Origin of the sequence: Pseudomonas vlassakiae (assembly GCF_014269035.2) — a bacterium.
In the GTDB taxonomy this organism is placed as follows: domain Bacteria; phylum Pseudomonadota; class Gammaproteobacteria; order Pseudomonadales; family Pseudomonadaceae; genus Aquipseudomonas; species Aquipseudomonas vlassakiae.
Genome location: NZ_JABWRP020000006.1, coordinates 235,741 through 260,663, shown reverse-complemented (window position 1 = coordinate 260,663; position 24,923 = coordinate 235,741). Strand labels below are relative to the sequence as shown.

Genomic DNA, 24,923 nt, shown 5'->3' with positions numbered 1-24,923 from the left:
TTAACCACCTAACTCGTTGAATTTCAAAGAGTTTGTCGTTCCGATGTCGCTGGAAGTGGGGCGCATTATAAGGGGATTCGAGACCCCGTCAACCTTTTCTTTCAAAAACATCTCAGCGCGCCCTCTCCGGCCTCCGCAAAATCCTCGGAAGGGTCCGCGCAACAGCAGGAAACCGCATGAACATGAGCACAGCGCCAATGCCTGCATAAATAGCCCACTCCCTCAGATCCGAGCGAACGATCCACAGGAAGTGCAACAACCCCAGTCCAAGCACCCCGTACACCAGCTTGTGCAGCTTCTTCCAACGCGCCCCCAGTCGCCGCTGGCTATACCGGTTCGAGGTAACCGCCAGCACCAGCAAGCCGAGAAAACCAAGCGAACCGACAATAATGTAAGGTCGCTTGCGCAACTCGACCGCCAACTGCCCCCAATCCAACCCAAGGATAAAGAACAGATACGCCAGGATGTGCAGCACGATATAGGCAAACACCCACAACCCCAGCTGACGCCGCACCACGATCCACCCCGGCCACCCCGTCAGTTTCTGCAGCGGCGTCATCCCCAAGGTGATCAGCAAAAAGGTCAACGCCCCTAGCCCCAGTCGATCCATGATGATCTTCCCGGGGTCCGGCCCCAACAGGTTCATTGCCGCCTCGTACAACCACCATGCGGGGAACAGACACCCCACAATAAAAATAGCCAGCCGAAACCAGGGATAGCGCATCAATAGTTCTTCCGCAGATCAAGCCCGGTATACAGCGACGCCACCTCATCGGCGTAACCATTGAACATCTGAGTCTCTCGCACGTTGGGACTGAACAAACCGCTGGGCAAGCGTCGCTCGCGAGCCTGAGTCCAGCGCGGATGGTCAACGGTTGGGTTCACATTGGCGTAAAAGCCATACTCTTCTGGCGCCAGCCCCTGCCAGGTAGTCCCGGGCTGCTCGGCCACCAAGCTGATTCGCACGATGGACTTGATGCTTTTGAAGCCGTACTTCCAGGGCACCACCAGACGTAACGGTGCACCATTCTGGTTGGGCAGCTCCCGGCCATACATCCCCACGGCCAGAATCGCCAGCGGATGCATCGCCTCATCCAGGCGCAAGCCTTCTCTATAAGGCCAGTCGATCAAGGCAAAGCCTGAACGCTGCCCAGGCATGTGCTGCGGGTCCTTCAGCGTCTCGAAACGGACATAGCGCGCCTTCGAGGTCGGTTCGACCTGCTTGAGCAGCTGCGCCAAGGGAAACCCCAGCCAGGGAATGACCATCGACCACGCCTCCACACAGCGCAGCCGATAGATGCGTTCTTCAAGTTGATAGGGTTTTACGAGGTCTTCCAGCGCATAGCGCCCCGGCTTGCCCACCTCACCATCCACCACGACCGACCAGGGCTCGGTCTTCAGGCTGTCGCCATTGGCGGCCGGGTCGCCCTTGTCCGGGCCGAACTCATAGAAGTTGTTGTAATGGGTGGCGTCTTTGAAGGGCGTAATCGCCTCATCCTTGACCGTCACTGCCTGCCAACGTGCGGCAGCGAGCTTGTCGGTAAACCAGCCTGGCGCGGCGCCGGGCGCCACATCGGCATAGCGCGACACATCAGCTGCGCTCGCCCCGCCGGGCAATGCGCCCAAGGCCAGACCAGCCAGCGAGCCACCGAGCAGAGTACGACGGGAAAAGTAGATACCTTCAGGAGTGATCTCCGCTGCCTTGCAGTCGGAAGACCTGGGAAGCTTGATGAGCATGGTCGGCTCCACAGCACTGGATAACGGATGTACCAGTAAGACTATGGAGCCGGAGGGTTATTCCAGCATTAAATATTTATCACCCTTTGCGGCGACGACCACGCAGCAGGAACTGGATAGGCCCCGAAGCAGCGTAGGCAAGGAAGATCAGCAGGAGAATGCGCGGTGGGTCGCTGAACACCACGGCAAACACCAACACCACCGCGAGGATCGCCACGAACGGCACTCGCCCCTTGAGGTCCAGCTCCTTGAAGCTGTTGTACTTGATGTTGCTGACCATCAGCATGCCCGCAGCGGCTACCAGCAGTGCCACCAGGAACGACAGCTTGGAGCCCTGAATGCCGTAGTCGCTGAATGCCCAGACGGTACCGGCGACCACACCGGCGGCGGCCGGACTGGCCAGGCCGATGAAGTAGCGCTTGTCGGCAGTGCCAACCTGGGTATTGAAACGCGCCAGACGCAACGCCGCACCCGCTACATAGATGAAGGCGACCATCCAGCCGACCTTGCCCATGTCACCCAACGCCCAGCCGAAGGCCAGCAGGGCTGGGGCCACACCGAAGGCGACCATGTCCGATAGCGAGTCGTACTCGGCACCGAAGGCGCTCTGGGTATTGGTCATGCGCGCCACACGACCATCGAGGCCGTCGAGCACCATGGCCACGAAGATCGCAATGGCGGCAAAGGCGAAATACTTGCTTGCCTCGCGTGGATCGCCAGCGCTCTGCGCACTCATCGAGCTGATGATGGAATAGAAACCGGCAAACAGGTTGGCGGTGGTGAAAAGGTTGGGCAGCAGATAGATGCCGCGATGGCGCACCTTGCGCCCTTCGGCGTCATGCCCTTCTTCAACGTGCTCATCGACAGGTAGCAGGCTTTCGGCGTCGGAGGGCTTGTTCGGCTCTTCGGGACGTTCGCTCATGGAGGGTACCTTGCAACAGGATGGAAAATGTTCGACACGGGCCCGCAAAACAGGTTCTGACGGCGAGCCACTGGTCTGCTTTATACCAGAAGCTGACTGCCAGAACGAAAAAACGCGGCCGAAGCCGCGTTTTTCATCTTTCGATAAGACTCAGTTCTTGGTCTTGTCGACGATTTTGTTAGCCGAAATCCAAGGCATCATCGAACGCAGCTGCTCGCCGATGATCTCGATGCCGTGAGCGGCGTTGTTGCGGCGCTTGGCGGTCATCGATGGGTAGTTGGTAGCACCTTCGGAGATGAACATCTTCGCGTACTCACCGTCCTGGATGCGCTTCAGAGCGTTACGCATGGCCTTGCGGGATTCTTCGTTGATGACTTCCGGACCGGTGACGTACTCACCGTACTCGGCGTTGTTGGAGATCGAGTAGTTCATGTTGGCAATGCCGCCTTCGTACATGAGGTCAACGATCAGCTTCAGCTCGTGCAGGCACTCGAAGTAGGCCATTTCTGGCGCGTAGCCTGCTTCAACCAGGGTTTCGAAGCCGGCTTTGACCAGCTCGACAGTACCACCGCACAGAACAGCCTGCTCACCGAACAGGTCGGTTTCGGTCTCGTCCTTGAAGGTGGTTTCGATGATACCGGTACGGCCGCCGCCTACGCCCGAAGCGTACGACAGGGCGACGTTCTTGGCGTTGCCGGAGGCGTCCTGATAAATAGCGATCAGGTCAGGGATACCGCCACCTTTGACGAACTCGGAGCGCACGGTGTGGCCCGGTGCTTTTGGCGCGATCATGATCACGTCGAGGTCGGCACGTGGAACAACCTGGTTGTAGTGGATGGCGAAGCCGTGGGAGAAGGCCAGGGTAGCGCCCTTCTTGATGTTCGGCTCGATTTCCTGCTTGTACAGCTGGCCCTGGAACTCGTCCGGGGTCAGGATCATGACCAGGTCGGCGGCAGCGACGGCGGAGGCAACGTCGGTCACTTTCAGGCCATGGGCTTCAGCCTTGGCAACGGTGGCCGAACCTTTACGCAGACCGATGGTGACATCTACACCGGAGTCCTTCAGGTTGCACGCCTGAGCGTGGCCTTGGGAACCGTAACCGATGATGGCGACTTTCTTACCCTGGATGATGGAAAGGTCGCAGTCTTTATCGTAGAAAACTTTCATGAAAATACCCCTGGTTATATCTCGGCCCCTGCGGAGCCATCGCTAATTTTTGAATTTAGATGCTGAGCACTTTGTCGCCACGGGCGATGCCGGTAACGCCACTGCGCACGGTTTCGAGAATCGATGCGGTGCCGATCGCCTGGATGAAGCTGTCCAGCTTGTCGCTGGTGCCGCTCAGCTGCACGGTGTACACACTGGCGGTCACATCGACGATCTGGCCACGGAAGATGTCCGTGGTGCGCTTGATCTCGGCGCGCTGGGCACCGGTGGCCTTGACCTTGACCAGCATCAGTTCACGCTCGATATGGGCGCTTTCCGACAGGTCGACCAGTTTTACCACTTCGACCAGCTTGTTCAGGTTCTTGGTGATCTGTTCGATCACTTCGTCATGGCCAACGGTGGTCAGCGTCAGACGCGACAGGGTCGGGTCTTCGGTCGGCGCCACGGTCAGGCTTTCAATGTTGTAGTTGCGCTGGGAGAACAGGCCGACCACACGGGACAGAGCACCGGGTTCGTTTTCCAGCAGCAGGGAAATGATGTGCCGCATATCAGGTACGCTCCGTCTTGCTCAGCCACATGTCACGCATCGAGCCATCCTTGATCTGCATCGGATAGACGTGCTCGCTGCGGTCGACCGCGATGTCGATGAACACCAGGCGGTCCTTCATCGCAAACGCTTCTTCAAGCTTCGGCTTGAGATCTTTCAGGCTGGTGATGCGGATACCCACATGGCCGTAGGCCTCGGCCAGCTTGATGAAGTCAGGCAGCGACTCGACGTACGAGTGCGAATGACGACCGTTGTAGGCCATGTCCTGCCATTGGCGGACCATGCCCAATACACCGTTGTTCAGGTTGACGATCTTCACCGGCAGGCCGTACTGCATGCAGGTGGACAGCTCCTGGATGTTCATCTGGATGCTGCCTTCGCCAGTCACGCAGGCAACGTCCTGATCCGGGAAGTTGAGCTTGACGCCCATCGCTGCCGGGAAGCCGAAGCCCATGGTGCCCAGGCCACCGGAGTTGATCCAGCGGTTCGGCTTGTTGAAGCGGTAGTACTGCGCCGCGAACATCTGGTGCTGGCCAACGTCCGAGGTGACGAAAGCATCGCCATGGGTCACTTCGCACAGGGTCTCGATGACTTTTTGCGGTTTGATAACGTTGCCGTCGCCCTTGTCATAAGGGAACAGCTCGCCATTGCCACGCCATTCGTCAATCTGCTTCCACCAGGCATCCAGCGCCACCTTGTCAGGCTGCTCGCCAATTTCCTTGAGGATGCCAAGCATTTCGCTGAGCACGCTGTCGACCGGGCCAACGATCGGCACGTCGGCTTTGATCATCTTGGAAATCGACGCCGGGTCGATGTCGACATGGATGATCTTGGCATTCGGGCAGAACTTGGCCGGGCCATTGACCACGCGGTCGTCGAAACGCGCGCCGACAGCAAAGATCACGTCGGCATTGTGCATGGCCATGTTGGCAGTGAAGCTGCCGTGCATGCCGAGCATGCCGAGGAACTGACGGTCAGTCCCCGGGAAGCCACCCAACCCCATCAGGGTGTTAGTGACCGGCAGATTCAGTGACTTGGCGATTTCGGTCAGGGCTTCGGAGCCACCGCCGAGGATCACGCCGCCACCGGCATAGACGATCGGGCGCTTGGCAGCCAGGAGCATTTCGGCAGCCTTGCGGATCTGGCCGGAATGACCGCGCACAGCCGGGCTGTAAGAGCGCAGCTTGACCTTCTTCGGATAGACGTACTCGAACTTCTCGGCCGGGTTGGTCATATCTTTTGGAATGTCGACCACGACCGGGCCTGGGCGACCGGATTGCGCCAGGTAGAAGGCTTTCTTGAGTACTTCAGGGATCTCGGTCGGGTTCTTGATCATGAAGCTGTGCTTCACGATCGGCCGCGAGATACCGATCATGTCGGTTTCCTGGAAGGCATCGGTACCTACCATGGTGCTAGGCACCTGGCCGGACAGGATGACCATCGGAATCGAATCCATGTAGGCGGTGGCAATGCCGGTAATGGCATTGGTCGCGCCCGGACCGGAGGTTACCAGCACCACGCCGGCCTTGCCGGTGGCGCGGGCGTAGCCGTCCGCCATATGGGTTGCCGCCTGCTCGTGACGAACCAGGATGTGTTCCACTTCCGGCTCTTTGAACAGCGCGTCATAAACATGAAGGAGAGCACCACCAGGGTACCCGTAGATGTGCTTAACGCCTTCGTCACGCAAGAAGCGGACGACCATTTCAGCGCCAGATAAAAGCTCCACGTTGTTCACCTCTAAAACGCCAGAATACCGCCCTCACTGGGCGGGTCTTAATAGGTTTACTGCCAAGCAGAGCATGAGCGAACGTTCAGCACTGACTGAGCAAGTATTGGGAGGACCCCAGAGTGTTGCGGGGTTTTCCCACCCAGCGCGAGGTAACGCGTTGCGGGGTGTTACAGGCGGCGCGGGTGTGCGCCTCATGATCTGCTTAGCGGGTCTGCTTCTGGCAGTCCCTCTACAGCGGAATCTGGATTCTTGTGATTTGGCGCCTACAAGTCAAGAAAAATTATTGCCAATTTTTCCCGAAGATGAATTCCTTCCACCACTAAAAACCGAGTCAGCAGCAGAAAAAATAACATTTTTATAAAAAAGGGCCACAATCTGCGGCCCTTGAAGGAAAAACTGAAGAAATCAGGCGGAAGGAGCGATCAATTGGTCGAATGCTGCCAACAGGCGGCGCAGCTCGCGACTTTCTTCCGGACGATCGGTGAACACGGTTTCCGCCATCACCAGGATGCTCGAGGCATTGGGCAGGGGGTGGCCGAGTTCGATGATGATCTTCATGCGCGGCAGGAAGATCCACTGCAACCACTGCTCGAAGCTGAGCGTGTCGACCGCGAAAGGAACGGTGCTGGCCAGCGCATCGTCGCTCGGCGGCTCATCATCCCACCAGCCTTGCACCTGCAGCTCACGCTCGATGAGCAGCAGGTGGTCGGCGATATCGAGAATGCGTTGCTCGATCATCACGAGTTGACCCGCGCTTTCTGCCGCGCCAAGGCGGCACCGGCGCTGTCACCCTGCTTCTCACGGGCTTGGGCGATGGTGTTCCACAGCTCGGCCTGCAGGTCGGGGCGGCCATTGGCGTAAGTCAACGCACGGCGGGCCAGTTGCTCGGCCTGGGGCGCGTCGCCTTGCGACAGGCGCACCTGGGCCAGGCGGAACAACACCTGAGGCTCGCGCGGGGCGATGCGCTGGGCGCGCTCCAGGCTCGAAGCGGCACCGTTGAAGTCACCGCTGCCCTGCTGCGACTGAGCGGTGGTCAGCAGTGCCAGTACCGGGCCATCGAGCTGCTCGTCGGCCGAAAGACCACCGGAAGCGGCATTACTGCGCGGGATGCCGGTCGGTGCGCTGGATGTGGCCGGCGTGCTGTTCATCGAGGCGATATCGAAGGGTTCGTCAGCGATCGGGTTAGGGTTTGTAGTGATCGGCGCCGAAGTCACCGGGCCTGGCGTGATAGGGCCGGTACTGATTGGCGCCGCGCTGCTGCCCGCCGGGAAGGTCTGGATGCCTGCGGCCCCCGCGCCTTGCGGAATCATCACGGTCACGCCCGAGTCCTCTGGCAGCGACTGTGCCTGCGCGGTGCCATTGCTCATGCCCGCCGAACGGTGGGCCTGGACGCGCTCACTATTGGACACCCGGGTGCTCGAGTCCACTACCGGAATGTTGCCTCGCGGCACGCTGGAGCACCCCTGGAGCACTACCAGCGCCGTCACGGCAGGAAACAGCCACTTTTTCAATTCACACCTCATCAATGCTGCGTTGGGCTCAGTTCATCCAGCCCTTGACCCAGTCCATGACCGACTCTACGGGATTCTGCTCACCGCCGCAGGTCGCTCCGGCGGGCGGTTCACTGCCGCGAATATACGGCATCTGCACGGCGCCCGGACAGCTTCTGTCAGAACCATGGCCGCTGTACGGATCGATCCACGCTTGCACCACATTGTCTGGCTGTGGCATGTCCAATGGCAGCGGGTCGGCCTTCTTCATGAAGCTGGTCCACACCTGCAGGGCGCCGGTGGCACCGGTAAATGGCGTCTTGCCGTTGTCGTCCCGGCCCATCCACACCACTGCCAGCAGGTCCTGGCTGAAGCCAGAGAACCAGCTGTCGCGCGAATCGTTACTGGTGCCGGTCTTGCCCGCCAGGGTCAGCGAGCTTGGCAGCACGTTGTAGACCGAGCGACCGGTACCTTCACGCATCACCCGTTGCATGGCGTTCTGTACCAGGTAGATGGCACCTGGGTCGAAGGTCTGCTGGATCTGGAACGGGTAGCGCTTGAGCGGCTCGCCCTCGGCCGTGAGCACGCTGCGGATGCCGCGCATCGGCGTGTTGAAGCCACCGTTGGCGATGGTCTGGTACATCGTCGCGACTTGCATGGGCGACATGCCGCCAGCCCCCAGCAGCATTGCCGGGAAGGCGGGCCAATCGACGTTGACGCCGAGGCGACCAATGGTCTTGATCACATTCGGCACACCGACTTCCAGGCCGAGCTTGGCGGTCGACAGGTTCAGCGAGTTGGCCAGGCCCTGGTACAGGTAGATCGTACCGTGCGAACGCCGGTCATAGTTTTGCGGGCGCCATACCTGGCCATCGGCTCCTTTGACCGAGAACGGTTCGTCCTGCACCCAGGAGGTCAGGGTGTACTTGCTTGGCTGCTCCAGCGCAGTCAGGTACACCGCCGGCTTAACCAGCGAGCCGATCGGCCGCACGGCATCGATGGCACGGTTGAAGCCCGCAAACCCGGACTGGCGGCTGCCGATCAAGGCCTGCACCTCGCCGGTTTCCGGGTTGGTTACGACCATCGCCGATTCCACCTCGTCGGCACCTTTGCGCCCGGCCAGACGCTTGAAGGTTTCGGCCATGGAGGTTTCAGCCTTCATCTGCAGGATCGGGTCGAAACTGGTGAAGATACGTAGGCCTTCCTCGGTCAAGTCTTCGTCACGGTAGTCCTGGCGCAGCTGGCGCTTGACCAGGTCAAGGAATGCCGGGAACGAGCTGTCGGCCAGGCTGCCGCGCTTGGTCACGCCCAACGGCATCTTCTTCGCCGCATCGACCTCCGCCTGGCTGGCCACGCCTTGCTCGGCCACCAGGTCGAGGACCAGGTTACGCCGCGCCAGCGCACGGTCAGGGTAACGCCGCGGGTTGTAATAAGACGGCCCCTTGACCATGCCAACCAGCAAGGCGATCTGGTGCAGTTTCAGCTCCGACAGCGGCTGGCTGAAGAAGAACTGGCTGGCCAGGCCGAAGCCATGCACGGCGCGCTGGCCATCCTGGCCGACGAATACTTCGTTGAGATAGGCCTCGAGGATCTCGCGCTTGTCGTAATGCATTTCCAGCAGTACGGCCATCATCGCTTCAGTCAGCTTACGGGTGAGGCTACGCTCGCTGGTCAGGTAGAAGTTTTTCACCAGCTGCTGGGTCAGGGTACTGCCGCCCTGGCGCATCGAACCGGCCGAAGTGTTGACCCACATGGCCCGGGCGATGGACTTGGGCGACACGCCGAAGTGGCTGTAGAAGTCCCGGTCCTCGGTGGCTACCAGGGTTTCGAGCAGGTATGGCGGCACCTGGTCGATCTTGATGAGGATGCGGTCTTCGAGGTTCTTCGGGTAGATGCCGCCGATCATCAGCGGCTCAAGGCGTACCACGTCGAGTTTCTTGCCGTTGGCACCGGCGAGGTCTGCCACATAGTCGCCGGAGAAGCGCACACGCACGAACTGCGCAGGCTCCATACCCTCGTAGAACTGGAAGCCACGGGTATTGAGGTCGACGGTATTGCCGTTGACCGCCGCCGCGCCCGGGCCGTTGGCCGCGCTTTCACGCCGGTATCCGAGGGCGTCGAGCTCGGTGAGGAAGTCGTTCTTGCTCAGTTTCTGGCCGCTGAACAGCTCCAGCGGCCGGGCATACACCTTGGCCGGGATGGTCCAGCGCTTGCCGGAGAACTTCTCCTGAACGATGGCATCGAGGTAAACCGCGAAGCCGGCGACGATCACCAGGCCGACCAGGCTGAGCTTCAAGGCCCAGCCCAGCCAGGCGCGCGAGCGGCCGGTCGGGCGTTTCTGAGGGGTACGGGGATTTCGGGTTCGAGTCATGGCGGCGGATTATACGCACTTTATAAAGGGTAGGCAGGCGCCCTCTGGCGGTAGGCAGGGACGGCACCATTGACCATAATGGCGCTTTCGAATTCCCTGTCCCCGGAAGGATTTCCCGTGAGCCAAGCCTTGATCAACGCGTTGCAGAACCCTGCCCTGTACCCTCATCCCGTGGACGGGTTCCAGCTCATCGAGACGCACATCTCCTGGGTCCTGCTCACCGGCGAGTACGCCTACAAGATCAAAAAGCCGATGAACTTCGGCTTCCTCGACTTCACCAGCCTGGGCCAACGCCAGCACTTCTGTAACGAAGAGCTGCGCCTGAACCAGCGCCTGACCGACGGCCTGTACCTTGAAGTCCTGCCAATCACCGGCAGTGCCGAAGCGCCACAGATCGGTGGTGAAGGTGAGGCGATCGAATATGCCTTGAAGATGCGCCAGTTCCCCCAAGGCCAGATGCTCAGCACCTTGCAGGCCAATGGCGAGCTGAATACCAGCCACATCGACCAGATGGCCCGGCAGATTGCCGAATTCCACCTGCAGGCACCGAAAGTGTCGCCGGAGCATCCGCTGGGCACCCCGGAAAGCGTGATGGCTCCGGTCGAGCAGAACTTCGAGCAGATCCGCCCGTTCCTCAGCGACAAAGCCGACCTGCAGCAACTGGACAACCTCCAGGCCTGGGCGCGCAGCAGCTTCGAGCGCCTGCATGGCCTGCTCCAGGCGCGCAAGGCCAATGGTTTCATCCGTGAATGCCACGGTGACATTCACCTGGGCAACGCCACCCTGATCGATGGCAAGGTGGTGATCTTCGACTGCATCGAGTTCAACGAGCCGTTCCGCCTGACTGATGTCTACGCCGACATCGGTTTCCTGGCCATGGACCTGGAAGACCGTGGCCTCAAGTGCCTGGCCCGCCGCTTCATCAGCCAGTACCTGGAGCTGACCGGCGACTATGCCGGGCTGGAACTGCTGAATTTCTACAAGGCCTACCGTGCACTGGTACGGGCCAAGGTCGCCCTGTTCAGCCTGTCGGCCGATGCCGACGCCGTGCAGCGCGCCACGACCCTGCGCACCTACCGCAACTACGCCAACCTGGCGGAAAGCTACAGCGCCATCCCTTCCCGCCTGCTTGCTGTCACCCATGGCGTTTCGGCAGTGGGCAAGAGCCACGTGGCCATGCGCCTGGTCGAGGCGCTGGGCGCGGTTCGCGTGCGTTCGGATGTGGAGCGCAAGCGCCTGTTCGGCGAACAGCAGGCGCAGAACGCCGGCCAACTCGCTGCCGGGATCTATGACCAGGACGCCAGCACGGCCACCTACCAGCGCCTGCACGCACTGGCGGCGACGATCTTGCGTGCCGGTTTCCCGGTGGTGCTCGATGCCACCTACCTCAAGGCTGAACAGCGCCAGGCCGCCGCAGCAGTGACCAACGAGACTGGCGTGCCGTTCCTGATCCTCGACTGCCATGCACCGGAAGCGGTCATCGCCAGCTGGCTGGAACAGCGCCAGGCCGAGAACAGCGACCCGTCGGATGCCACGCTTGAAGTGGTCAAGGCCCAGCAGGCCAGCCGTGAGCCACTGGATGCACAGGAGCTGCTACACAGCACCCGCATCGATACCCAGGAAGCCAGCGGTATGGACCAGGTGATCGAGCAGATTCGCCAGCGCCTGCCAGGACTGTAAGTCCGCTTTACGCCTGCTCCGGCCCGTTGCCGGAGCAGCGCCTCCCCAAGCCAGCACAGCTCGTCGTCCCCGATGGCAAAAGGCCGCGCATTTTCCAACCCCCGCTACACTCCTCTCTGACCTGCTCGCGATTTATCCCCTAGACCCGTTCAGCCATCGCAAGGAGGCTCGATGAACGATGAATTGCAGCACCTGAAGAATCTTGGCAAGACCTCTGCACAGTGGTTGCATGCGGCGGGTATCCACAGCGCGTCGGACTTGCGCCGGCTCGGCGCGGTGGGCGCCTATCAGGCCGTGAAAACGCGAGGGTTCAGGGCGTCGAAGGTGCTGTTGTACGCCATTGAAGGTGCATTGCTGGACATGCACTGGAACGATTTGCCAGCCGAACGCAAGGAAGCGCTCAATCAACAACTCGATGCGAAATGCCCTATCGCCAAAAAAATCTGAAATAAACGCGAGAAGGGTGTTGACGATGAAATGAGAATCGTTATGATTATCACAACTGGTCGCGAGACTGGTTGGATAAGCTAAGAGTCCCTGGTTCGGATTCTCAGATTATCTCCTCATCAGGCTAATCACGGTTATTGACCCGGCATTTTGCCGGGTCTTTTTTTGCCCGCAGGTTCACCCCGCCCAGCGGCGTCTGTGCTATTGGCGCAACTGCGCGCAGTAGTCCTGCTCGGGCATCGCCGCTGTGTACCAGACAAAGTCGGCCATCTCGCTTCTGACCTGCTCACCCACTTCGGCCAGCAGCACCACTTTGCTCTCGCCCGTCGCGCCAAGATCGGCAAGGTGCAAAGGCACCCCCAAGTCCTTGCGCGCATGGAACGACCCGGCCAACAGCAGCGCTGGCTGCGGCGCCGCCAGCAGCCGTTCGGCAATACGCCGATCCCGCTGTTGTTGCACAGCCAGCATCGCTGGCAGCTGGCTTTCCGGTAGCAGGCCACAATGCCCCTGCTTCACCTGATCGAGCAGTGCCGCCCGTACCGCTGGCGCATTGGACCGGGTTCCCGACATAACCGCAGGGTGCCGATAGGCCTGGCGCATCTCGGTGGGTGACAGGTTGGCTGCCAACAGCGGCACACGGTGTTGCAAGGCTTCTCGCACAATAGGGCCGTACAATTGCCAGTCCCAGCCGTCGTCCCAGGCCAGGGCCTTGGGCAGGTCCTGTGGCAGTTGCGCTCGCCCGGCGAGCGCATCGACGCCGGCCTGCTGCTCGGGTTGCAGCATTTCCAGCAACAGGCTGCCCTGCGCCCGGCGCAGCTGCAGCGCACGCATCAACCACAGCTGCAAGGCGTGATGATCCGGGTTGTCATGCTTCTCGCCGATCAACACCCGTGGCGCATCGGCCAGGCGCTCGACCAGCTGTTCGGGGCTGATCACCTGTCCACTGGCCAGATCGTGAATCTGCCCCAGTTCGGCGTTATCCCGCCCCTCGCTGCTCTGCCAGGCCGGCAACGGCGGCAGGTTGGCCTGACAGCCACCCAGCGCCAGCGCCAGGCACAGCAATGAACCGCACAGCAAAGGATAACCCATGGGCAGTGCCTCCTAGCGGGTAATGATCAGCGGGTGGCCCCGTTCCGGGTGCGCCTGCACCAGCACGTCGATGCCGAACACGGCCTTGAGTGACACTGGCGTCAGCACCTCCCGGGGGCTGGCCAGGGCGTGGCAGCGGCCGCTTTCGAGAAGCAGGACACGATCACAGTAGCGTGCAGCCAGGTTGAGGTCATGCAGGATCACCAGCACTGCTGCACCACGGTCGGCGAAGCTGCGTACAGCTTCCAGCGTCGTATGCTGGTGCAAAGGGTCGAGCATGGAAGTCGGCTCGTCGAGCAACAGCGTGGTCCCCTGTTCACCCGGCCAGAGCTGGGCCAGCACCCGTGCCAGGTGCACACGTTGGCGCTCACCACCGGACAGCGCCAGGTAACTGCGCTCAACCAGATGCCAGGCGTCTGCGGCCTGCAACGCTGCCTCGACGATCTCCCGGTCACGCTGCCGACCACTGCCGTGGGGCAGCCGCCCCATGCCGACTACCTCCTCGACACGGAAGGCGAAGCCCAGGCTGGATACCTGTGGCAACACCGCCAGGCGCTGTGCCCGAGCCTGGCCCGGCCATTGAGCCAGGGCTTTACCCTGCAGGGTCACCTGCCCGTGGCTTGGCGCTAGCTCGCCGCACAATGCCCCCAGCAGGCTGCTCTTACCCGCGCCATTAGGCCCCAGCACGCCCAGCACCTGCCCAGGCTCCAGTTGCAGATTGATGTCATGCAGCACTTCATTGCTGCCTCGGCGCAGATGCAGGTTTTGGACCTCGAGCATCAATTACGCCCTCGAACCAGCAAAAACAGGAAGAACGGGGCACCGATGAATGCGGTCACGATACCGATGGGCAATTCAGCCGGAGCCAACGCCAAGCGCGCCACCAGGTCGGCAAACAAAAGCAAGGTCCCACCGGCCAACAGCGAGGCAGGCAACAATACCCTATGGTCGGGGCCAGCCAGCAACCGCACCAGATGTGGCACCACCAGCCCAACGAAGCCAATCAGCCCCGCTGCGGCGACTGCAGCGCCAACCCCTAAAGCCGTGCAGAACACCAGCTCGCGCTTGAGCCGCTCCACTTCGATGCCCAGATGCCGCGCTTCCGATTCACCGAGCAATAACGCATTGAGCGCCTGAGCCCGGCGCGGCAGCCAGAGCGCCACCCCCGCAGTGATCAGCAACAAAGGCCAGAGCCGCTCGTAACTGGCACCATTGAGGCTGCCCAGATTCCAGAAGGTCAGCGTGCGCAGCGTGGCGTCATCGGCCAGGTAGGTGAACAGCCCCACCGCCGAGCCGCCCAGCGCTGTCAGCGCAATGCCGGCCAGCAGCATCGTGGCGACGTTGGTCTGCCCCTCACGCCGTCCCAATCGGTACACCAGCGCCGTGACACCCAACCCACCGATGAAAGCGCAGGCCGACAGCAGGTACGGGGCAAACCCTTCCGGGACACCCCCTAGCCAACTGCCGCCGACAATCGCCACCGCCGCCCCCAGCGCCGCACCACTGGCGACACCCACCAGGCCGGGGTCGGCCAACGGGTTGCGGAACAGGCCCTGCATGGCCACTCCGGAAAGCGCCAGCACAGCGCCCACTGCCAGCCCCAGCAGCGTACGGGGCATGCGGATCTGGCCAAGGATCATGTCTGCCTGTTCCAGGCCGTCAGCGGCAATTGGCAGCCCGAGCAAACGCAGGCCGGCGCGCAAGGTATCCCCTGGCGGCAGGCTGACCGGCCCAAGGGCCAGCGATAGCCAGACGGCCATCAGGCACAGCAAAGCCAGGCAAACAAATAGCGTTCGCGGCGGGATACGTTGTTTCATCTGGCAGCGCTGGCCGGGTAGAACGCTGTCGCCAGTTCCTGCATGGCGGTTGGCAGGCGTGGGCCGAGACCTCCCACCAGCAAGGTCGGGTCGAGCGACACCAGGCGCTTGTCGCGCACTGCTCGGGAAGCGGCCAACGCCGGGTTCTCTTTGAGCAGCGCCTGCAAGGCCTGCTCACCGCTCAACGCACGATCGGAAAACACCACGACATCCGGGTCGAGCGCTGCCAGCGCCTCATTGGAGAAATTCTTGTAGCCTTGGTGTTCGGCCAGGTTGCGCCCCCCCGCCTGGCGCAGCACCCAGTCGCCTGCAGTGCCCTGCCCGGCAATCAGCGGCTGGGCGCCGGCATGCCCAACCAGCAGCAGCACAGCTGGCGCCTGATGATGCTGCTGAGCCTGCCTGACCTGCGATTGCAGCGCTTCGAGTTGCCGATGATAGCCCGCCACCAACTGTGCGGCTTTGTCCTCGGCACCGAGCAAGGTGCCCAAGTGCTTGAGGTTCTGGTCCACGGCAGCCAGATCGGCCTGACTGGAAAACAACTCGACCGGCACGCCGGCTTTGCGCACCTGCGCCAGCACCGGCGGCGGCCCCATCTCCTCGGTACCCACCAGCACATCCGGATGCAGGCTGAGAATGCCCTCGGCCGACAACTGCCGCTGATAACCAACACTCGGCAAGGCCCTCAGCGACGCGGGGTGCTGGCTGGTGGTATCGACGCCCACCAGACGTGGCTCGCCACCCAGTTCACTGATCCACTCGCTCAGCGCCCCGCCTGCGCTGACCCAGCGCTGCGGCAATTCGGCGGCCAAGGCCTGGGTGGAAGCAACGAAAACTACGCACAGGGCGAGCAAGCCAGCGGGACGGCGCATCATCGGATTCCTTCTGAAGGCGGGCCGCACGCCTTGTGGCGGGCAGCGGAACTGCGCACCATAGGCAGCCGGTGCAGCAAATGCGGGCAATTTGATAATTATTCGCATTGACGCGTCAAGCCATCACTTTGTTTCACGAGCCTTCCCTGCAATGCATTTTCTTTGTCCTTCCACGGCCCTGGCCGAGGGCCATAGCCGCGCCTTCAGCGTAGACGGCATCGACCTGTTCGGCGTGCGCCGTCAGGGCCAGGTATACCTGTACCGCAACCGCTGCCCTCACCGCGGCATCCCGCTGAACTGGGCGCAAGATGCCTTTCTCGACGACAGTGCCAGCCTGATCCACTGTGCCCATCATGGCGCGCTGTTTCTGATGGAGAGTGGTGAATGCGTGGCCGGCCCCTGCGAAGGCGAAACGCTGCAGGCCCTGGACTGCCATGAGGACAGCCAGGGCATCTGGCTCAGGGGTTGAGCAACACCGGTAGCCGGCGGTCGATGACGATCTGCCCGCTATCCAGGCGTACCCCGTAGGCCAGCACCTCGACCCCATCGGCCACCGCAGCGCGCAGGGCGTTGGCATAGGCAAGGTCGATTTCATCGGCTGGGCGTACCGCCTCGATGCCGGTCAGGTTCACGCAGTACAGCTGCACCGCACGAATGCCCTGGCGGGCCAAAGCCGCCAGCTCGCGCAAGTGCTTGGCGCCGCGCTGGGTCACGGCATCCGGGAACGCCGCCACGGCAGTATCCGGGTAACCCAGGGTCACGCTCTTGACCTCGATATAGGCGGGCCCGGCTGCAAACTCCAGGCGAAAATCCACCCGGCTGCGTTCTTCGCCATAAGCGACCTCACGTTTCAGCGCGGTAAACCCGGCCAGCTCGTGGATCACTCCGGCACGCAGCGCCTCCTCCACCAGCGCATTGGCGCGCCCGGTGTTGATGCAAGCCAGGCGGCCCTGGGGCGTTTCGCTGATTTCCCAGGTGCCTGGCAATTTGCGCTTGGGGTCGTTGGAGCGGCTGAACCACACCTGCCCGCCTTCGCGCATGCAATTAAGCATCGAACCGGTGTTCGGGCAGTGGATGGTCAGTTGCTCGCCACTGGCCGATTCGATATCGGCCAGGAAGCGCTTGTAGCGACGCAGCAGGCGCCCTTGTTCAAGTGGAGGAAAGAACACCATTCAGCCTTGCCAGCTCCGCAGCCCACGGGCGATGCGCTCGACCGCCTGTTCCAGGCGCGGCAGGCCCTGGGTATAGGCAAACCGAACATGATGGCCGGCCAAATGGCGGCCGAAGTCCAGGCCTGGGGTAAAGGCCAGATGCTCGGTTTCAAGGAAATGCTGGCAGAAAGCAAAGGCATCGCCACCGAACGCGCTGATATCGGCATACAGGTAGAACGCGCCCTGCGGCTCGACGGCAATGCGGAAGCCCAATTCACGCAGGGCCGGCAACAGGTAGTCGCGGCGACGGGCGAATTCGGCGCGACGCGATTCGAAAATCGCCAGCGTTTCCGGCTGGAAGCAGGCCAACGCCGCATGCTGGGCCATGCTCGGTGCACTGATGTAGAGGTTCTGCGCCAGCTTCTCCAGATCGGCCACGGCATTGGGCGGGGCCACCAGCCAGCCGAGCCGCCAGCCGGTCATGCCGAAATACTTGGAAAAACTATTGAGGACAAACGCCGAGTCGTCCACTTCCAGCACGCTCGGCGCATCCATGCCGTAGGTCAGGCCATGGTAGATCTCGTCCACCACCAGGTGACCATGGCGTTCACGGGTGGCCTTGGACAGGCTGGCCAGCTCCTCGCGGCCCAGCACGGTGCCCGTCGGGTTGGCTGGCGAGGCGACCAGGGCGCCGACGCTGTCCTTGTCCCAGTAACGCTCGACCAGGTCGGCAGTGAGCTGGTAGTTGACCTCCGGCCCGACTGGGACCAGCTGCGCGCCGCCTTCGACCAGGCGCAGGAAGTGGCGGTTGCACGGGTAACCCGGGTCAGCGAGCAGCCAGTGCTTGCCGGGGTCGACCAACAAGCTGCTGGCCAGCAGCAACGCCCCGGAGCCGCCCGGCGTGACGAGAATCCGCTCGGGGTCGATCTGCAGGCCATAACGCTGGCCATAGAAACCGGCGATGGCCTCGCGCAGCGCTGGCAGGCCACGGGCGGCGGTATAGCGGGTATGCCCGGCGGCCAACGCGGCCTGGCCGGCAGCGACGATCGGTGCGGCGGTGGTGAAGTCCGGCTCGCCGATTTCAAGGTGGATCACGTCATGGCCGGCTGCTTGCAGCTCGTTGGCCCGCGCCAGCAACGCCATGACGTGGAAGGGTTCGATGGCGCGGCTGCGCGCGCTGTAGGGGTGGGCCATGACCTTCTCTCAATTGGGTCTAAACTGTTGATTCTACCTTTGCAGTGCACCGAACGTGCGCCGCGCGCTGCGGTCAACACCTAGGATCGGGCGGGCTAGCGCAACCCCCGATCTATCTGGTAAGTTCGGCGGCTCGCAGTCGCAGGGCCGGCGGGTGCCGGAGATGGAGCAGCCTGCGCATTGGATCAGATGAGTGAGAGGCGGTCTATTCATGTCCACCGTAGAAAAGCAAAAAACCGGTCAGACCATGTACGGTGTCGCGCCCTATCAAGAGGGCACGGGCGAAGATTACATGGACGACCGCATGAGGGATCACTTCACCAAGCTGCTTAATGCTTGGAAAAGCGAGCTCATGCAGAGTGTCGACCGCACCGTAGACCACATGAAGGACGAAGCTGCGAACTTCCCCGACCCGGCCGACCGCGCCAGCCAGGAAGAAGAATTTGCCCTGGAGCTTCGTAACCGCGACCGCGAGCGCAAGCTGATCAAGAAGATCGACAAGACCTTGCAGAAGATCCAGGACGAAGAATACGGCTGGTGCGAATCGTGCGGCATCGAGATCGGCCTGCGCCGCCTTGAAGCCCGCCCTACCGCCGACCTGTGCTTCGACTGCAAGGAAATCGCGGAGAAAAAGGAAAAGACCGTCGGCAAAGGCTGACACGTCTTCCATCCGAACGGGGCGCATCATGCGCCCCGTTTCATTTATATGCCTGGCAATGCCATGAAAGACTCCCGTTATATCGGACGCTTCGCCCCCACCCCAAGCGGCTTCCTGCACTTCGGCTCGCTGGTCGCCGCCCTGGCCTCCTGGCTCGATGCCCGCGCCGTGGACGGCCGCTGGCTGTTGCGCATGGAGGACACCGACCCACCCAGGGAAATGCCAGGGGCCCGCGATGCGATACTGCAGACCCTCGAGCGCTACGGCCTGGAATGGGATGGCGAAGTGGTTTATCAAAGCCAGCGCCACGAAGCCTATGCCGCCGTGGTCGACCGCCTGTTCAGCATGGGCCTGGCCTACGCCTGTACCTGCTCCCGCAAGCAGCTGGAGGGGCACAACGGCATTTACCCAGGCTATTGCCGTAACGCGGGGCATGCCCGGGAAGGCGCGGCGATCCGCCTGCGGGTACCCGAACTGATCTACCGCTTCAGCGACCGGGTGCAAGGCGAGTTCCAGCAGCACCTTGGGCGCGAAGTGGGCGACTTCATCATCCAGCGACGCGATGGGCTCTATGCCTATCAATTGGCGGTGGTGCTGGACGATGCCTGGCAAGGCATCACCGATATCGTGCGCGGGGCCGACCTGCTCGACAACACGCCGCGCCAACTGTACCTGCAGGAGTTGCTGGGCTTTTCGCAACCGCGTTATCTGCACATTCCACTGATCGTCCAGCCTGACGGGCACAAGCTGGGCAAGTCCTATCGTTCGCCGCCGCTGCAGGCGGCGCAGGCGACGCCTTTGCTGCTGCGCGCGTTGCGGGCGCTGGGGCAGGACACCGATGCCGAACTGCTGCTGGCAACACCCGCCGAAGTGCTGGCGGTAGCACGCGAGCAGTGGCGGCCAGAAGCCATTGCCCGGCAGTTGACGGTGCCAGAGGCTGATTTGCACTGAAGCAGGCACGGCCTCTTCGCGGGTTTACCCGCGAAGAGGACGGCACAGGCAAATACCGCACAAATTCAAAAGCGTAATAAATTCAAACTCTTGGCGAACCCTATGGATTACCGCTAGCATCGCCACAGTCAATTGCGCCAATAATAAGTCCAAGCCCGCAGCGCCCAACCATCGAGGCCAGCATGTACATCTATCGTTTGGTCCTGCTTCTGGTCGTGGGGATCTACCTGTTCTCCCCGGCCATCATGGACTGGTGGATCGAACCGACCGGTGCCTGGTACCGCCCCTACCTGCTCTGGCTGATCCTGATCGTCGTCACCTTCATCCTGCAGAGCCAACGAGATGCCGATGAGCTTTAGCCTGACCCAGATGATCCTGATCAGCGCCGCGTACCTCATGGTGCTGTTCGGCGTGGCCTGGATCAGCGAGCGAGGACTGATCCCGCGCTCCATCATTCGCCACCCGCTGACCTACACCTTGTCGCTGGGCGTCTACGCCAGTGCCTGGGCCTTTTATGGTTCGGTAGGCCTGGCCTATCAGTATGGCTACGGCTTCCTCGCCTGTTACCTGGGGGTGTCCGGTGCATTCCTGCTGGCGCCGGTGCTGCTCTACCCGATCCTCAAGATCACCCGCACCTACCAGTTATCGTCGCTGGCCGACCTGCTGGCGTTCCGTTTTCGCAGCACCTGGGCCGGCGCGCTGACCACCCTCATCATGCTGATCGGCGTGCTGCCCCTGCTGGCCCTGCAGATTCAGGCAGTGGCCGACTCGATCAGCATCCTTACCGGCGAACCGGTCAAGGCCCGGGTGGCCTTTGCCTTCTGTGCACTGATCATCCTGTTCACCATCTTCTTCGGCTCGCGCCATATCGCCACCCGTGAGAAACACGAAGGCCTGGTGTTCGCCATCGCCTTCGAATCGGTGATCAAGCTGCTGGCCCTGGGCGGCATCGGCCTGTATGCGCTGTATGGTGTGTTTGGCGGGCCGCACCAACTGGAAGTGTGGCTGCTGCAGAACCAGACGGCCCTGGCAGCCTTGCACACCCCCTTGCAGGAAGGCCCATGGCGCACCCTGCTGCTGGTGTTCTTCGCCTCGGCCATCGTCATGCCGCACATGTACCACATGGCCTTTACCGAAAACCTCAACCCGCGCTCGCTGGTCAGCGCCAGCTGGGGCCTGCCGCTGTTCCTGCTGCTGATGAGCCTGGCCGTGCCGCTGGTGCTGTGGGCCGGCCTGCGCCTGGGCGCCAGCACCAACCCCGAGTACTTCACCCTGGGCCTGGGGATCGCCGCCAACAACCAGGCGCTGGCTTTGCTGGCCTACGTTGGCGGGCTCGCGTCCGCCAGCGGGCTGATCATCGTCACCACGCTGGCGTTGTCGGGCATGGCCCTTAACCACCTGGTGCTGCCGCTTTACCAGCCACCGGCGGAAGGCAATATCTACCGCTGGCTGAAGTGGACCCGCCGGGCGCTGATCGTCGCCATCATCACTGCCGGCTTCGTCTTCTACCTGACCCAGAACAACCACCAGAGCCTGGCCAACCTGGGCATCGTGGCCTTCGTCGCCACCCTGCAGTTCCTGCCAGGCGTGCTGTCGGTGCTGTACTGGCCGACCGCCAACCGCCGCGGCTTCATCGCCGGGCTGCTGGCCGGGACCGTGGTGTGGCTGGTGACCATGCTGCTGCCGCTGCTGGGCAACCTGCAGGGCTTCTATATCCCGCTGCTGGACATGATCTATGTGCTTGACGACACCAGCTGGCACATGGCGGCCATTGCCTCGCTGGCGGCCAACGTGCTGCTGTTCACGCTGATTTCCCTGTTCACCAACGCCAGCACTGAGGAAGTCAGCGCCGCCGAGGCCTGCGCCGTGGACAACGTGCGCCGGCCGCAGCGCCGCGAGCTGCACGCCGCATCGCCACAGGAATTCGCCACCCAACTGGCCAAGCCACTTGGCGCCAAGGCGGCGCAGAAGGAGGTAGAACAGGCACTGCGCGACCTCTACCTGCCGTTCGATGAGCGCCGCCCCTATGCCTTGCGCCGCCTGCGTGACCGTATCGAGGCCAACCTCTCGGGCCTGATGGGGCCAAGCGTGGCGCAGGACATGGTCGAGACCTTCCTGCCGTACAAGTCCGGTAACGAGAACTACGTCACCGAGGACATCCATTTCATCGAGAGCCGCCTGGAAGACTACCACTCGCGCCTCACCGGCCTTGCCGCCGAACTCGACGCCCTGCGCCGCTACCACCGCCAGACCTTGCAAGAGCTGCCCATGGGCGTCTGCTCGCTGGCCAAGGACCAGGAAATCCTCATGTGGAACAAGGCCATGGAAGAGCTCACCGGCATTGCCGCCAAGCATGTGGTCGGCTCGCGCCTGGTGACCATCAGCGAACCCTGGCGCGGCCTGCTGCAGGGTTTCATCAACGTGCCGGACGAACATTTGCACAAGCAGCGCCTGGCGCTGGACGGTCAACCGCGCTGGCTGAACCTGCACAAAGCGGCCATCGACGAGCCCCTGGCGCCCGGCAACAGCGGCCTGGTGCTGCTGGTCGAGGACCTCACCGAAACCCAGGCCCTGGAAGACAAACTGGTGCATTCCGAGCGCCTGGCCAGCATCGGCCGCCTGGCCGCTGGCGTGGCCCACGAAATCGGCAACCCGATTACCGGCATTGCCTGCCTGGCGCAGAACCTGCGCGAGGAGCGTGAAGGCGATGGGGAAATCATCGAGCTGTCCAGCCAGATCCTCGAGCAGACCAAGCGCGTGTCGCGCATCGTCCAGTCGCTGATGAGCTTCGCCCACGCCGGCGGCAGCCATCAGAACAGTGAAGAGCCGGTATGCCTGGCCGAGGTGGCACAAGACGCCATCGGTCTGCTGGCGTTGAACCGGCGCAACTTCGAAGTACAGTTCTTCAATCTCTGCGACCCGGACCACTGGGCCGAGGGCGATCCGCAGCGCCTCGCCCAGGTGCTGATCAACCTGCTGTCCAATGCCCGCGACGCCTCGCCGCCTGGCAGCGCCGTGCGGGTGCGCAGCGAAGTCAGCGAGCACACCGTCGACCTGATCGTCGAGGACGAAGGCAGCGGGATCCCGAAGAACATCATGGACCGCCTGTTCGAACCGTTCTTCACCACCAAGGACCCGGGCGAAGGAACCGGACTGGGGCTCGCTCTGGTCTATTCCATCGTGGAAGAGCATTATGGGCAAATCACCATCGACAGCCCGGCCGATATCGAACGGCAACGTGGCACCCGGATCCGCGTGACCCTGCCCCGGCATGTCGTAGCGACGTCCCCTGAAATTCGAGACCGTCGAGAGAATTGAATCAATGCCGCACATTCTGATCGTCGAAGACGAAACCATCATCCGCTCGGCCCTGCGTCGGCTGCTCGAACGCAATCAGTACCAGGTCAGCGAAGCCGGCTCGGTACAGGAAGCCCAGGAACGCTTCAGCATTGCCACCTTCGACCTGATCGTCAGCGACCTGCGCCTGCCGGGTGCCCCGGGCACCGAGCTGATCAAGCTTGGCCAGGGCACGCCGGTGCTGATCATGACCAGCTACGCCAGCCTGCGCTCGGCGGTGGACTCGATGAAGATGGGCGCGGTGGACTACATCGCCAAACCCTTCGATCACGATGAAATGCTTCAGGCCGTGGCGCGCATCCTGCGCGACCGCCAGAACGCGCCGGCAGCCGCGCCGGCCCCGGCCGCCGAGCCACGGGCCAACGGCAAGGCCGCGCCAGCCGACAAAGGTGCCGCCGCCAATGGCGAGATCGGCATCATCGGTTCGTGCCCGCCCATGCAGGACATGTACAGCAAGATCCGCAAGGTGGCACCGACCGACTCCAACGTGCTGATCCAGGGTGAGTCGGGCACCGGCAAAGAGCTGGTCGCCCGCGCCCTGCACAACCTGTCACGGCGCGCCAAGGCGCCGATGATTTCGGTGAACTGTGCGGCCATTCCGGAGACCCTCATCGAGTCGGAACTGTTCGGCCATGAAAAAGGGGCATTCACCGGCGCCAGTGCCGGCCGTGCTGGCCTGGTAGAAGCCGCCGACGGTGGCACATTGTTCCTCGACGAAATCGGTGAACTGCCGCTCGAAGCCCAGGCACGCCTGCTGCGCGTGCTGCAGGAAGGCGAGATTCGCCGGGTCGGTTCGGTACAGTCGCAAAAAGTCGACGTGCGCCTGATCGCCGCGACCCACCGCGACCTGAAGAACCTGGCCAAGGCCGGGCAGTTCCGCGAAGACCTGTATTACCGCCTCCACGTGATCGCCCTGAAGTTGCCGGCCCTGCGCGAGCGCGGCAGTGACGTCAACGAGATCGCCAACGCCTTCCTCGCCCGCCAGAGCGCGCGCATCGGCCGTGACGACCTGCACTTCTCGGCCGAGGCCGAGCAAGCCATTCGTCATTACAGCTGGCCGGGCAACGTGCGCGAACTGGAAAACGCCGTGGAGCGTGCGGTGATCCTTAGCGAGAGTGCGGAGATTTCCGCCGACATGCTGGGCATCGACATCGAGCTGAGCGACCTCGAGGAGGATGACATCCTCGACAATGCGCTGGTCGCGGCCAGCGCCAGCAGTGCCAGCCATGAACCGACCGAAGACCTGTCGCTGGAGGACTACTTCCAGCACTTCGTGCTTGAGCACCAGGACCACATGACCGAGACCGAGCTGGCACGCAAGCTCGGCGTCAGCCGCAAGTGCCTGTGGGAACGGCGCCAGCGCCTCGGCATCCCGCGGCGCAAGAGCAACGCCACCAGCGACAACTGAGTAATCCGCGAGATCTTTCTCGCCTGTGAGATCGAGCGCCGCTGCGCGGCGCATCGCGGATGAATCCGCTCCACATCTATTGAACCTGTGACGCCATGGTCGCCTGCCTTGGCCATGACGAGAGCCCTACATGCAGAGCTGACAACCATGGCCTCACAGGCATGGCCACTGTAGGAGCGGATTTATCCGCGATGCGCCGCGCAGCGGCGCTCGATCTCACAGGCGACAAAGATGTCGCGCCCCCCCTAGGTAACAAGCCCGCTCCCGCACAAATCTGTTACCCAACCTTTGCGGCGTAACAGTTCCCGAGGTGTACGGTAACGAAAATCCTGCATTTTC

The 24,923-nt window shown here is 62.4% G+C and carries 23 protein-coding genes; 8 read left to right on the top strand and 15 right to left on the bottom strand.

Translation table 11 applies throughout. The features are described from left to right. Nucleotides 1-112: 112 nt before the first annotated feature. The 9 genes from msrQ to mrcB all read right to left on the bottom strand — a co-directional run bounded on the left by msrQ (nucleotide 113) and on the right by mrcB (nucleotide 9,963). A complete protein-coding gene (gene msrQ / locus HU738_RS10855; RefSeq protein ID WP_176509669.1) occupies nucleotides 113-724 on the bottom strand; it encodes a protein-methionine-sulfoxide reductase heme-binding subunit MsrQ in 612 nt (203 codons plus the stop codon). Further along, the gene (gene msrP / locus HU738_RS10850) at nucleotides 724-1,737 is read right to left on the bottom strand and encodes a protein-methionine-sulfoxide reductase catalytic subunit MsrP (RefSeq protein ID WP_186601146.1); all 1,014 of its coding nucleotides are present in this window, start codon (nucleotides 1,735-1,737) and stop codon (nucleotides 724-726) included. Before msrP ends, msrQ begins: the two co-directional genes overlap by 1 nt. A gap of 79 nt (nucleotides 1,738-1,816) precedes the next feature. After that, nucleotides 1,817-2,659: a CDP-diacylglycerol--serine O-phosphatidyltransferase gene (gene pssA / locus HU738_RS10845; RefSeq protein WP_176509671.1), complete on the bottom strand. Its 843-nt coding sequence runs from the start codon at nucleotides 2,657-2,659 to the stop codon at nucleotides 1,817-1,819. Nucleotides 2,660-2,809: 150 nt separating this feature from the next. Next, the gene (ilvC, locus tag HU738_RS10840) at nucleotides 2,810-3,826 is read right to left on the bottom strand and encodes a ketol-acid reductoisomerase (protein WP_054885606.1); all 1,017 of its coding nucleotides are present in this window, start codon (nucleotides 3,824-3,826) and stop codon (nucleotides 2,810-2,812) included. A gap of 55 nt (nucleotides 3,827-3,881) precedes the next feature. Further along, nucleotides 3,882-4,373 carry an acetolactate synthase small subunit gene (gene ilvN / locus HU738_RS10835; protein WP_003250040.1) on the bottom strand — a complete coding sequence of 164 codons (492 nt, stop codon included), beginning with the start codon at nucleotides 4,371-4,373 and terminating at the stop codon, nucleotides 3,882-3,884. A 1-nt stretch (nucleotide 4,374) separates the two neighbouring features. After that, a complete protein-coding gene (locus HU738_RS10830) occupies nucleotides 4,375-6,099 on the bottom strand; it encodes an acetolactate synthase 3 large subunit (RefSeq protein ID WP_176509672.1) in 1,725 nt (574 codons plus the stop codon). Between the two features lie 408 nt (nucleotides 6,100-6,507). Continuing rightward, on the bottom strand, nucleotides 6,508-6,840 hold the full coding sequence (locus HU738_RS10825; protein WP_176509673.1) for a YqcC family protein: 333 nt from the start codon (nucleotides 6,838-6,840) through the stop codon (nucleotides 6,508-6,510). Beyond that, complete coding sequence (locus HU738_RS10820; protein ID WP_186601145.1) at nucleotides 6,840-7,625, bottom strand: tetratricopeptide repeat protein; 786 nt, start codon at nucleotides 7,623-7,625, stop codon at nucleotides 6,840-6,842. The genes HU738_RS10825 and HU738_RS10820 overlap by 1 nt, the downstream gene beginning before the upstream one ends. Nucleotides 7,626-7,641: 16 nt before the next feature. Further along, a complete protein-coding gene (gene mrcB, locus HU738_RS10815) occupies nucleotides 7,642-9,963 on the bottom strand; it encodes a penicillin-binding protein 1B (protein ID WP_054885609.1) in 2,322 nt (773 codons plus the stop codon). A 117-nt stretch (nucleotides 9,964-10,080) separates the two neighbouring features. Between mrcB and HU738_RS10810 the strand changes: the two genes are divergently transcribed. Both HU738_RS10810 and HU738_RS10805 read left to right on the top strand, forming a co-directional pair. Then, nucleotides 10,081-11,643 carry a bifunctional aminoglycoside phosphotransferase/ATP-binding protein gene (locus HU738_RS10810; RefSeq protein ID WP_186601144.1) on the top strand — a complete coding sequence of 521 codons (1,563 nt, stop codon included), beginning with the start codon at nucleotides 10,081-10,083 and terminating at the stop codon, nucleotides 11,641-11,643. A gap of 171 nt (nucleotides 11,644-11,814) precedes the next feature. After that, the gene (locus HU738_RS10805; RefSeq protein ID WP_176509676.1) at nucleotides 11,815-12,090 is read left to right on the top strand and encodes a TfoX/Sxy family protein; all 276 of its coding nucleotides are present in this window, start codon (nucleotides 11,815-11,817) and stop codon (nucleotides 12,088-12,090) included. A gap of 201 nt (nucleotides 12,091-12,291) precedes the next feature. Here the strand turns inward: HU738_RS10805 and HU738_RS10800 are convergent, their stop codons facing one another. Genes HU738_RS10800 through HU738_RS10785 form a run of 4 tightly spaced genes read right to left on the bottom strand, consistent with a single transcriptional unit; the run spans nucleotide 12,292 to nucleotide 15,868 of the window. Further along, on the bottom strand, nucleotides 12,292-13,179 hold the full coding sequence (locus HU738_RS10800; protein ID WP_186601143.1) for a ChaN family lipoprotein: 888 nt from the start codon (nucleotides 13,177-13,179) through the stop codon (nucleotides 12,292-12,294). Nucleotides 13,180-13,191: 12 nt separating this feature from the next. After that, entirely contained in the window at nucleotides 13,192-13,959 is a 768-nt protein-coding gene (locus HU738_RS10795; RefSeq protein WP_186601142.1) for a heme ABC transporter ATP-binding protein, read from the bottom strand. Then, nucleotides 13,959-14,942, bottom strand: a complete 984-nt coding sequence (locus HU738_RS10790) for a FecCD family ABC transporter permease (RefSeq protein WP_186601164.1) — start codon at nucleotides 14,940-14,942, stop codon at nucleotides 13,959-13,961. The genes HU738_RS10795 and HU738_RS10790 overlap by 1 nt, the downstream gene beginning before the upstream one ends. Nucleotides 14,943-14,992: 50 nt before the next feature. Then, on the bottom strand, nucleotides 14,993-15,868 hold the full coding sequence (locus tag HU738_RS10785; RefSeq protein WP_186601141.1) for a heme/hemin ABC transporter substrate-binding protein: 876 nt from the start codon (nucleotides 15,866-15,868) through the stop codon (nucleotides 14,993-14,995). Nucleotides 15,869-16,016: 148 nt separating this feature from the next. On the opposite strand from HU738_RS10785, the gene HU738_RS10780 reads away from it, so the two are divergent. After that, a complete protein-coding gene (locus HU738_RS10780) occupies nucleotides 16,017-16,334 on the top strand; it encodes a Rieske (2Fe-2S) protein (protein ID WP_186601140.1) in 318 nt (105 codons plus the stop codon). Here the strand turns inward: HU738_RS10780 and sfsA are convergent. Beyond that, nucleotides 16,324-17,037, bottom strand: a complete 714-nt coding sequence (gene sfsA / locus HU738_RS10775; RefSeq protein ID WP_176509681.1) for a DNA/RNA nuclease SfsA — start codon at nucleotides 17,035-17,037, stop codon at nucleotides 16,324-16,326. The two genes, HU738_RS10780 and sfsA, sit on opposite strands and share 11 nt — an antisense overlap. Further along, entirely contained in the window at nucleotides 17,038-18,210 is a 1,173-nt protein-coding gene (locus HU738_RS10770) for a pyridoxal phosphate-dependent aminotransferase (RefSeq protein ID WP_186601139.1), read from the bottom strand. It abuts the gene before it with no gap. A 211-nt stretch (nucleotides 18,211-18,421) separates the two neighbouring features. Between HU738_RS10770 and dksA the strand changes: the two genes are divergently transcribed. The 5 genes from dksA (at nucleotide 18,422) to HU738_RS10745 (ending at nucleotide 24,584) form a co-directional block, all read left to right on the top strand. Continuing rightward, the gene (gene dksA, locus HU738_RS10765; protein ID WP_054885619.1) at nucleotides 18,422-18,868 is read left to right on the top strand and encodes an RNA polymerase-binding protein DksA; all 447 of its coding nucleotides are present in this window, start codon (nucleotides 18,422-18,424) and stop codon (nucleotides 18,866-18,868) included. 63 nt (nucleotides 18,869-18,931) lie between these two features. Next, nucleotides 18,932-19,819, top strand: coding sequence for a tRNA glutamyl-Q(34) synthetase GluQRS (gene gluQRS / locus HU738_RS10760; protein ID WP_186601138.1), 888 nt, complete (start codon nucleotides 18,932-18,934; stop codon nucleotides 19,817-19,819). A 182-nt stretch (nucleotides 19,820-20,001) separates the two neighbouring features. Beyond that, a complete protein-coding gene (locus HU738_RS10755) occupies nucleotides 20,002-20,178 on the top strand; it encodes a hypothetical protein (RefSeq protein WP_003250005.1) in 177 nt (58 codons plus the stop codon). Continuing rightward, entirely contained in the window at nucleotides 20,162-23,137 is a 2,976-nt protein-coding gene (locus tag HU738_RS10750) for a sensor histidine kinase (RefSeq protein WP_176509684.1), read from the top strand. Before HU738_RS10755 ends, HU738_RS10750 begins: the two co-directional genes overlap by 17 nt. Nucleotides 23,138-23,141: 4 nt before the next feature. Beyond that, complete coding sequence (locus tag HU738_RS10745) at nucleotides 23,142-24,584, top strand: sigma-54-dependent transcriptional regulator (RefSeq protein WP_054885621.1); 1,443 nt, start codon at nucleotides 23,142-23,144, stop codon at nucleotides 24,582-24,584. Nucleotides 24,585-24,923: the final 339 nt, after the last annotated feature.

Excerpts from the sequence above, each read along its gene's own strand:
- msrQ (WP_176509669.1), bottom strand. The coding sequence starts at position 724 with ATGCGCTATCCCTGGTTTCGGCTGGCTATTTTTATTGTGGGGTGTCTG.
- msrP (WP_186601146.1), bottom strand. The coding sequence starts at position 1,737 with ATGCTCATCAAGCTTCCCAGGTCTTCCGACTGCAAGGCAGCGGAGATC.
- pssA (WP_176509671.1), bottom strand. The coding sequence starts at position 2,659 with ATGAGCGAACGTCCCGAAGAGCCGAACAAGCCCTCCGACGCCGAAAGC.
- ilvC (WP_054885606.1), bottom strand. The coding sequence starts at position 3,826 with ATGAAAGTTTTCTACGATAAAGACTGCGACCTTTCCATCATCCAGGGT.
- ilvN (WP_003250040.1), bottom strand. The coding sequence starts at position 4,373 with ATGCGGCACATCATTTCCCTGCTGCTGGAAAACGAACCCGGTGCTCTG.
- HU738_RS10825 (WP_176509673.1), bottom strand. The coding sequence starts at position 6,840 with ATGATCGAGCAACGCATTCTCGATATCGCCGACCACCTGCTGCTCATC.
- HU738_RS10820 (WP_186601145.1), bottom strand. The coding sequence starts at position 7,625 with ATGAGGTGTGAATTGAAAAAGTGGCTGTTTCCTGCCGTGACGGCGCTG.
- mrcB (WP_054885609.1), bottom strand. The coding sequence starts at position 9,963 with ATGACTCGAACCCGAAATCCCCGTACCCCTCAGAAACGCCCGACCGGC.
- HU738_RS10805 (WP_176509676.1), top strand. The coding sequence starts at position 11,815 with ATGAACGATGAATTGCAGCACCTGAAGAATCTTGGCAAGACCTCTGCA.
- HU738_RS10800 (WP_186601143.1), bottom strand. The coding sequence starts at position 13,179 with ATGGGTTATCCTTTGCTGTGCGGTTCATTGCTGTGCCTGGCGCTGGCG.
- HU738_RS10795 (WP_186601142.1), bottom strand. The coding sequence starts at position 13,959 with ATGCTCGAGGTCCAAAACCTGCATCTGCGCCGAGGCAGCAATGAAGTG.
- HU738_RS10785 (WP_186601141.1), bottom strand. The coding sequence starts at position 15,868 with ATGATGCGCCGTCCCGCTGGCTTGCTCGCCCTGTGCGTAGTTTTCGTT.
- HU738_RS10780 (WP_186601140.1), top strand. The coding sequence starts at position 16,017 with ATGCATTTTCTTTGTCCTTCCACGGCCCTGGCCGAGGGCCATAGCCGC.
- sfsA (WP_176509681.1), bottom strand. The coding sequence starts at position 17,037 with ATGGTGTTCTTTCCTCCACTTGAACAAGGGCGCCTGCTGCGTCGCTAC.
- HU738_RS10770 (WP_186601139.1), bottom strand. The coding sequence starts at position 18,210 with ATGGCCCACCCCTACAGCGCGCGCAGCCGCGCCATCGAACCCTTCCAC.
- dksA (WP_054885619.1), top strand. The coding sequence starts at position 18,422 with ATGTCCACCGTAGAAAAGCAAAAAACCGGTCAGACCATGTACGGTGTC.
- gluQRS (WP_186601138.1), top strand. The coding sequence starts at position 18,932 with ATGAAAGACTCCCGTTATATCGGACGCTTCGCCCCCACCCCAAGCGGC.
- HU738_RS10755 (WP_003250005.1), top strand. The coding sequence starts at position 20,002 with ATGTACATCTATCGTTTGGTCCTGCTTCTGGTCGTGGGGATCTACCTG.
- HU738_RS10750 (WP_176509684.1), top strand. The coding sequence starts at position 20,162 with ATGCCGATGAGCTTTAGCCTGACCCAGATGATCCTGATCAGCGCCGCG.
- HU738_RS10745 (WP_054885621.1), top strand. The coding sequence starts at position 23,142 with ATGCCGCACATTCTGATCGTCGAAGACGAAACCATCATCCGCTCGGCC.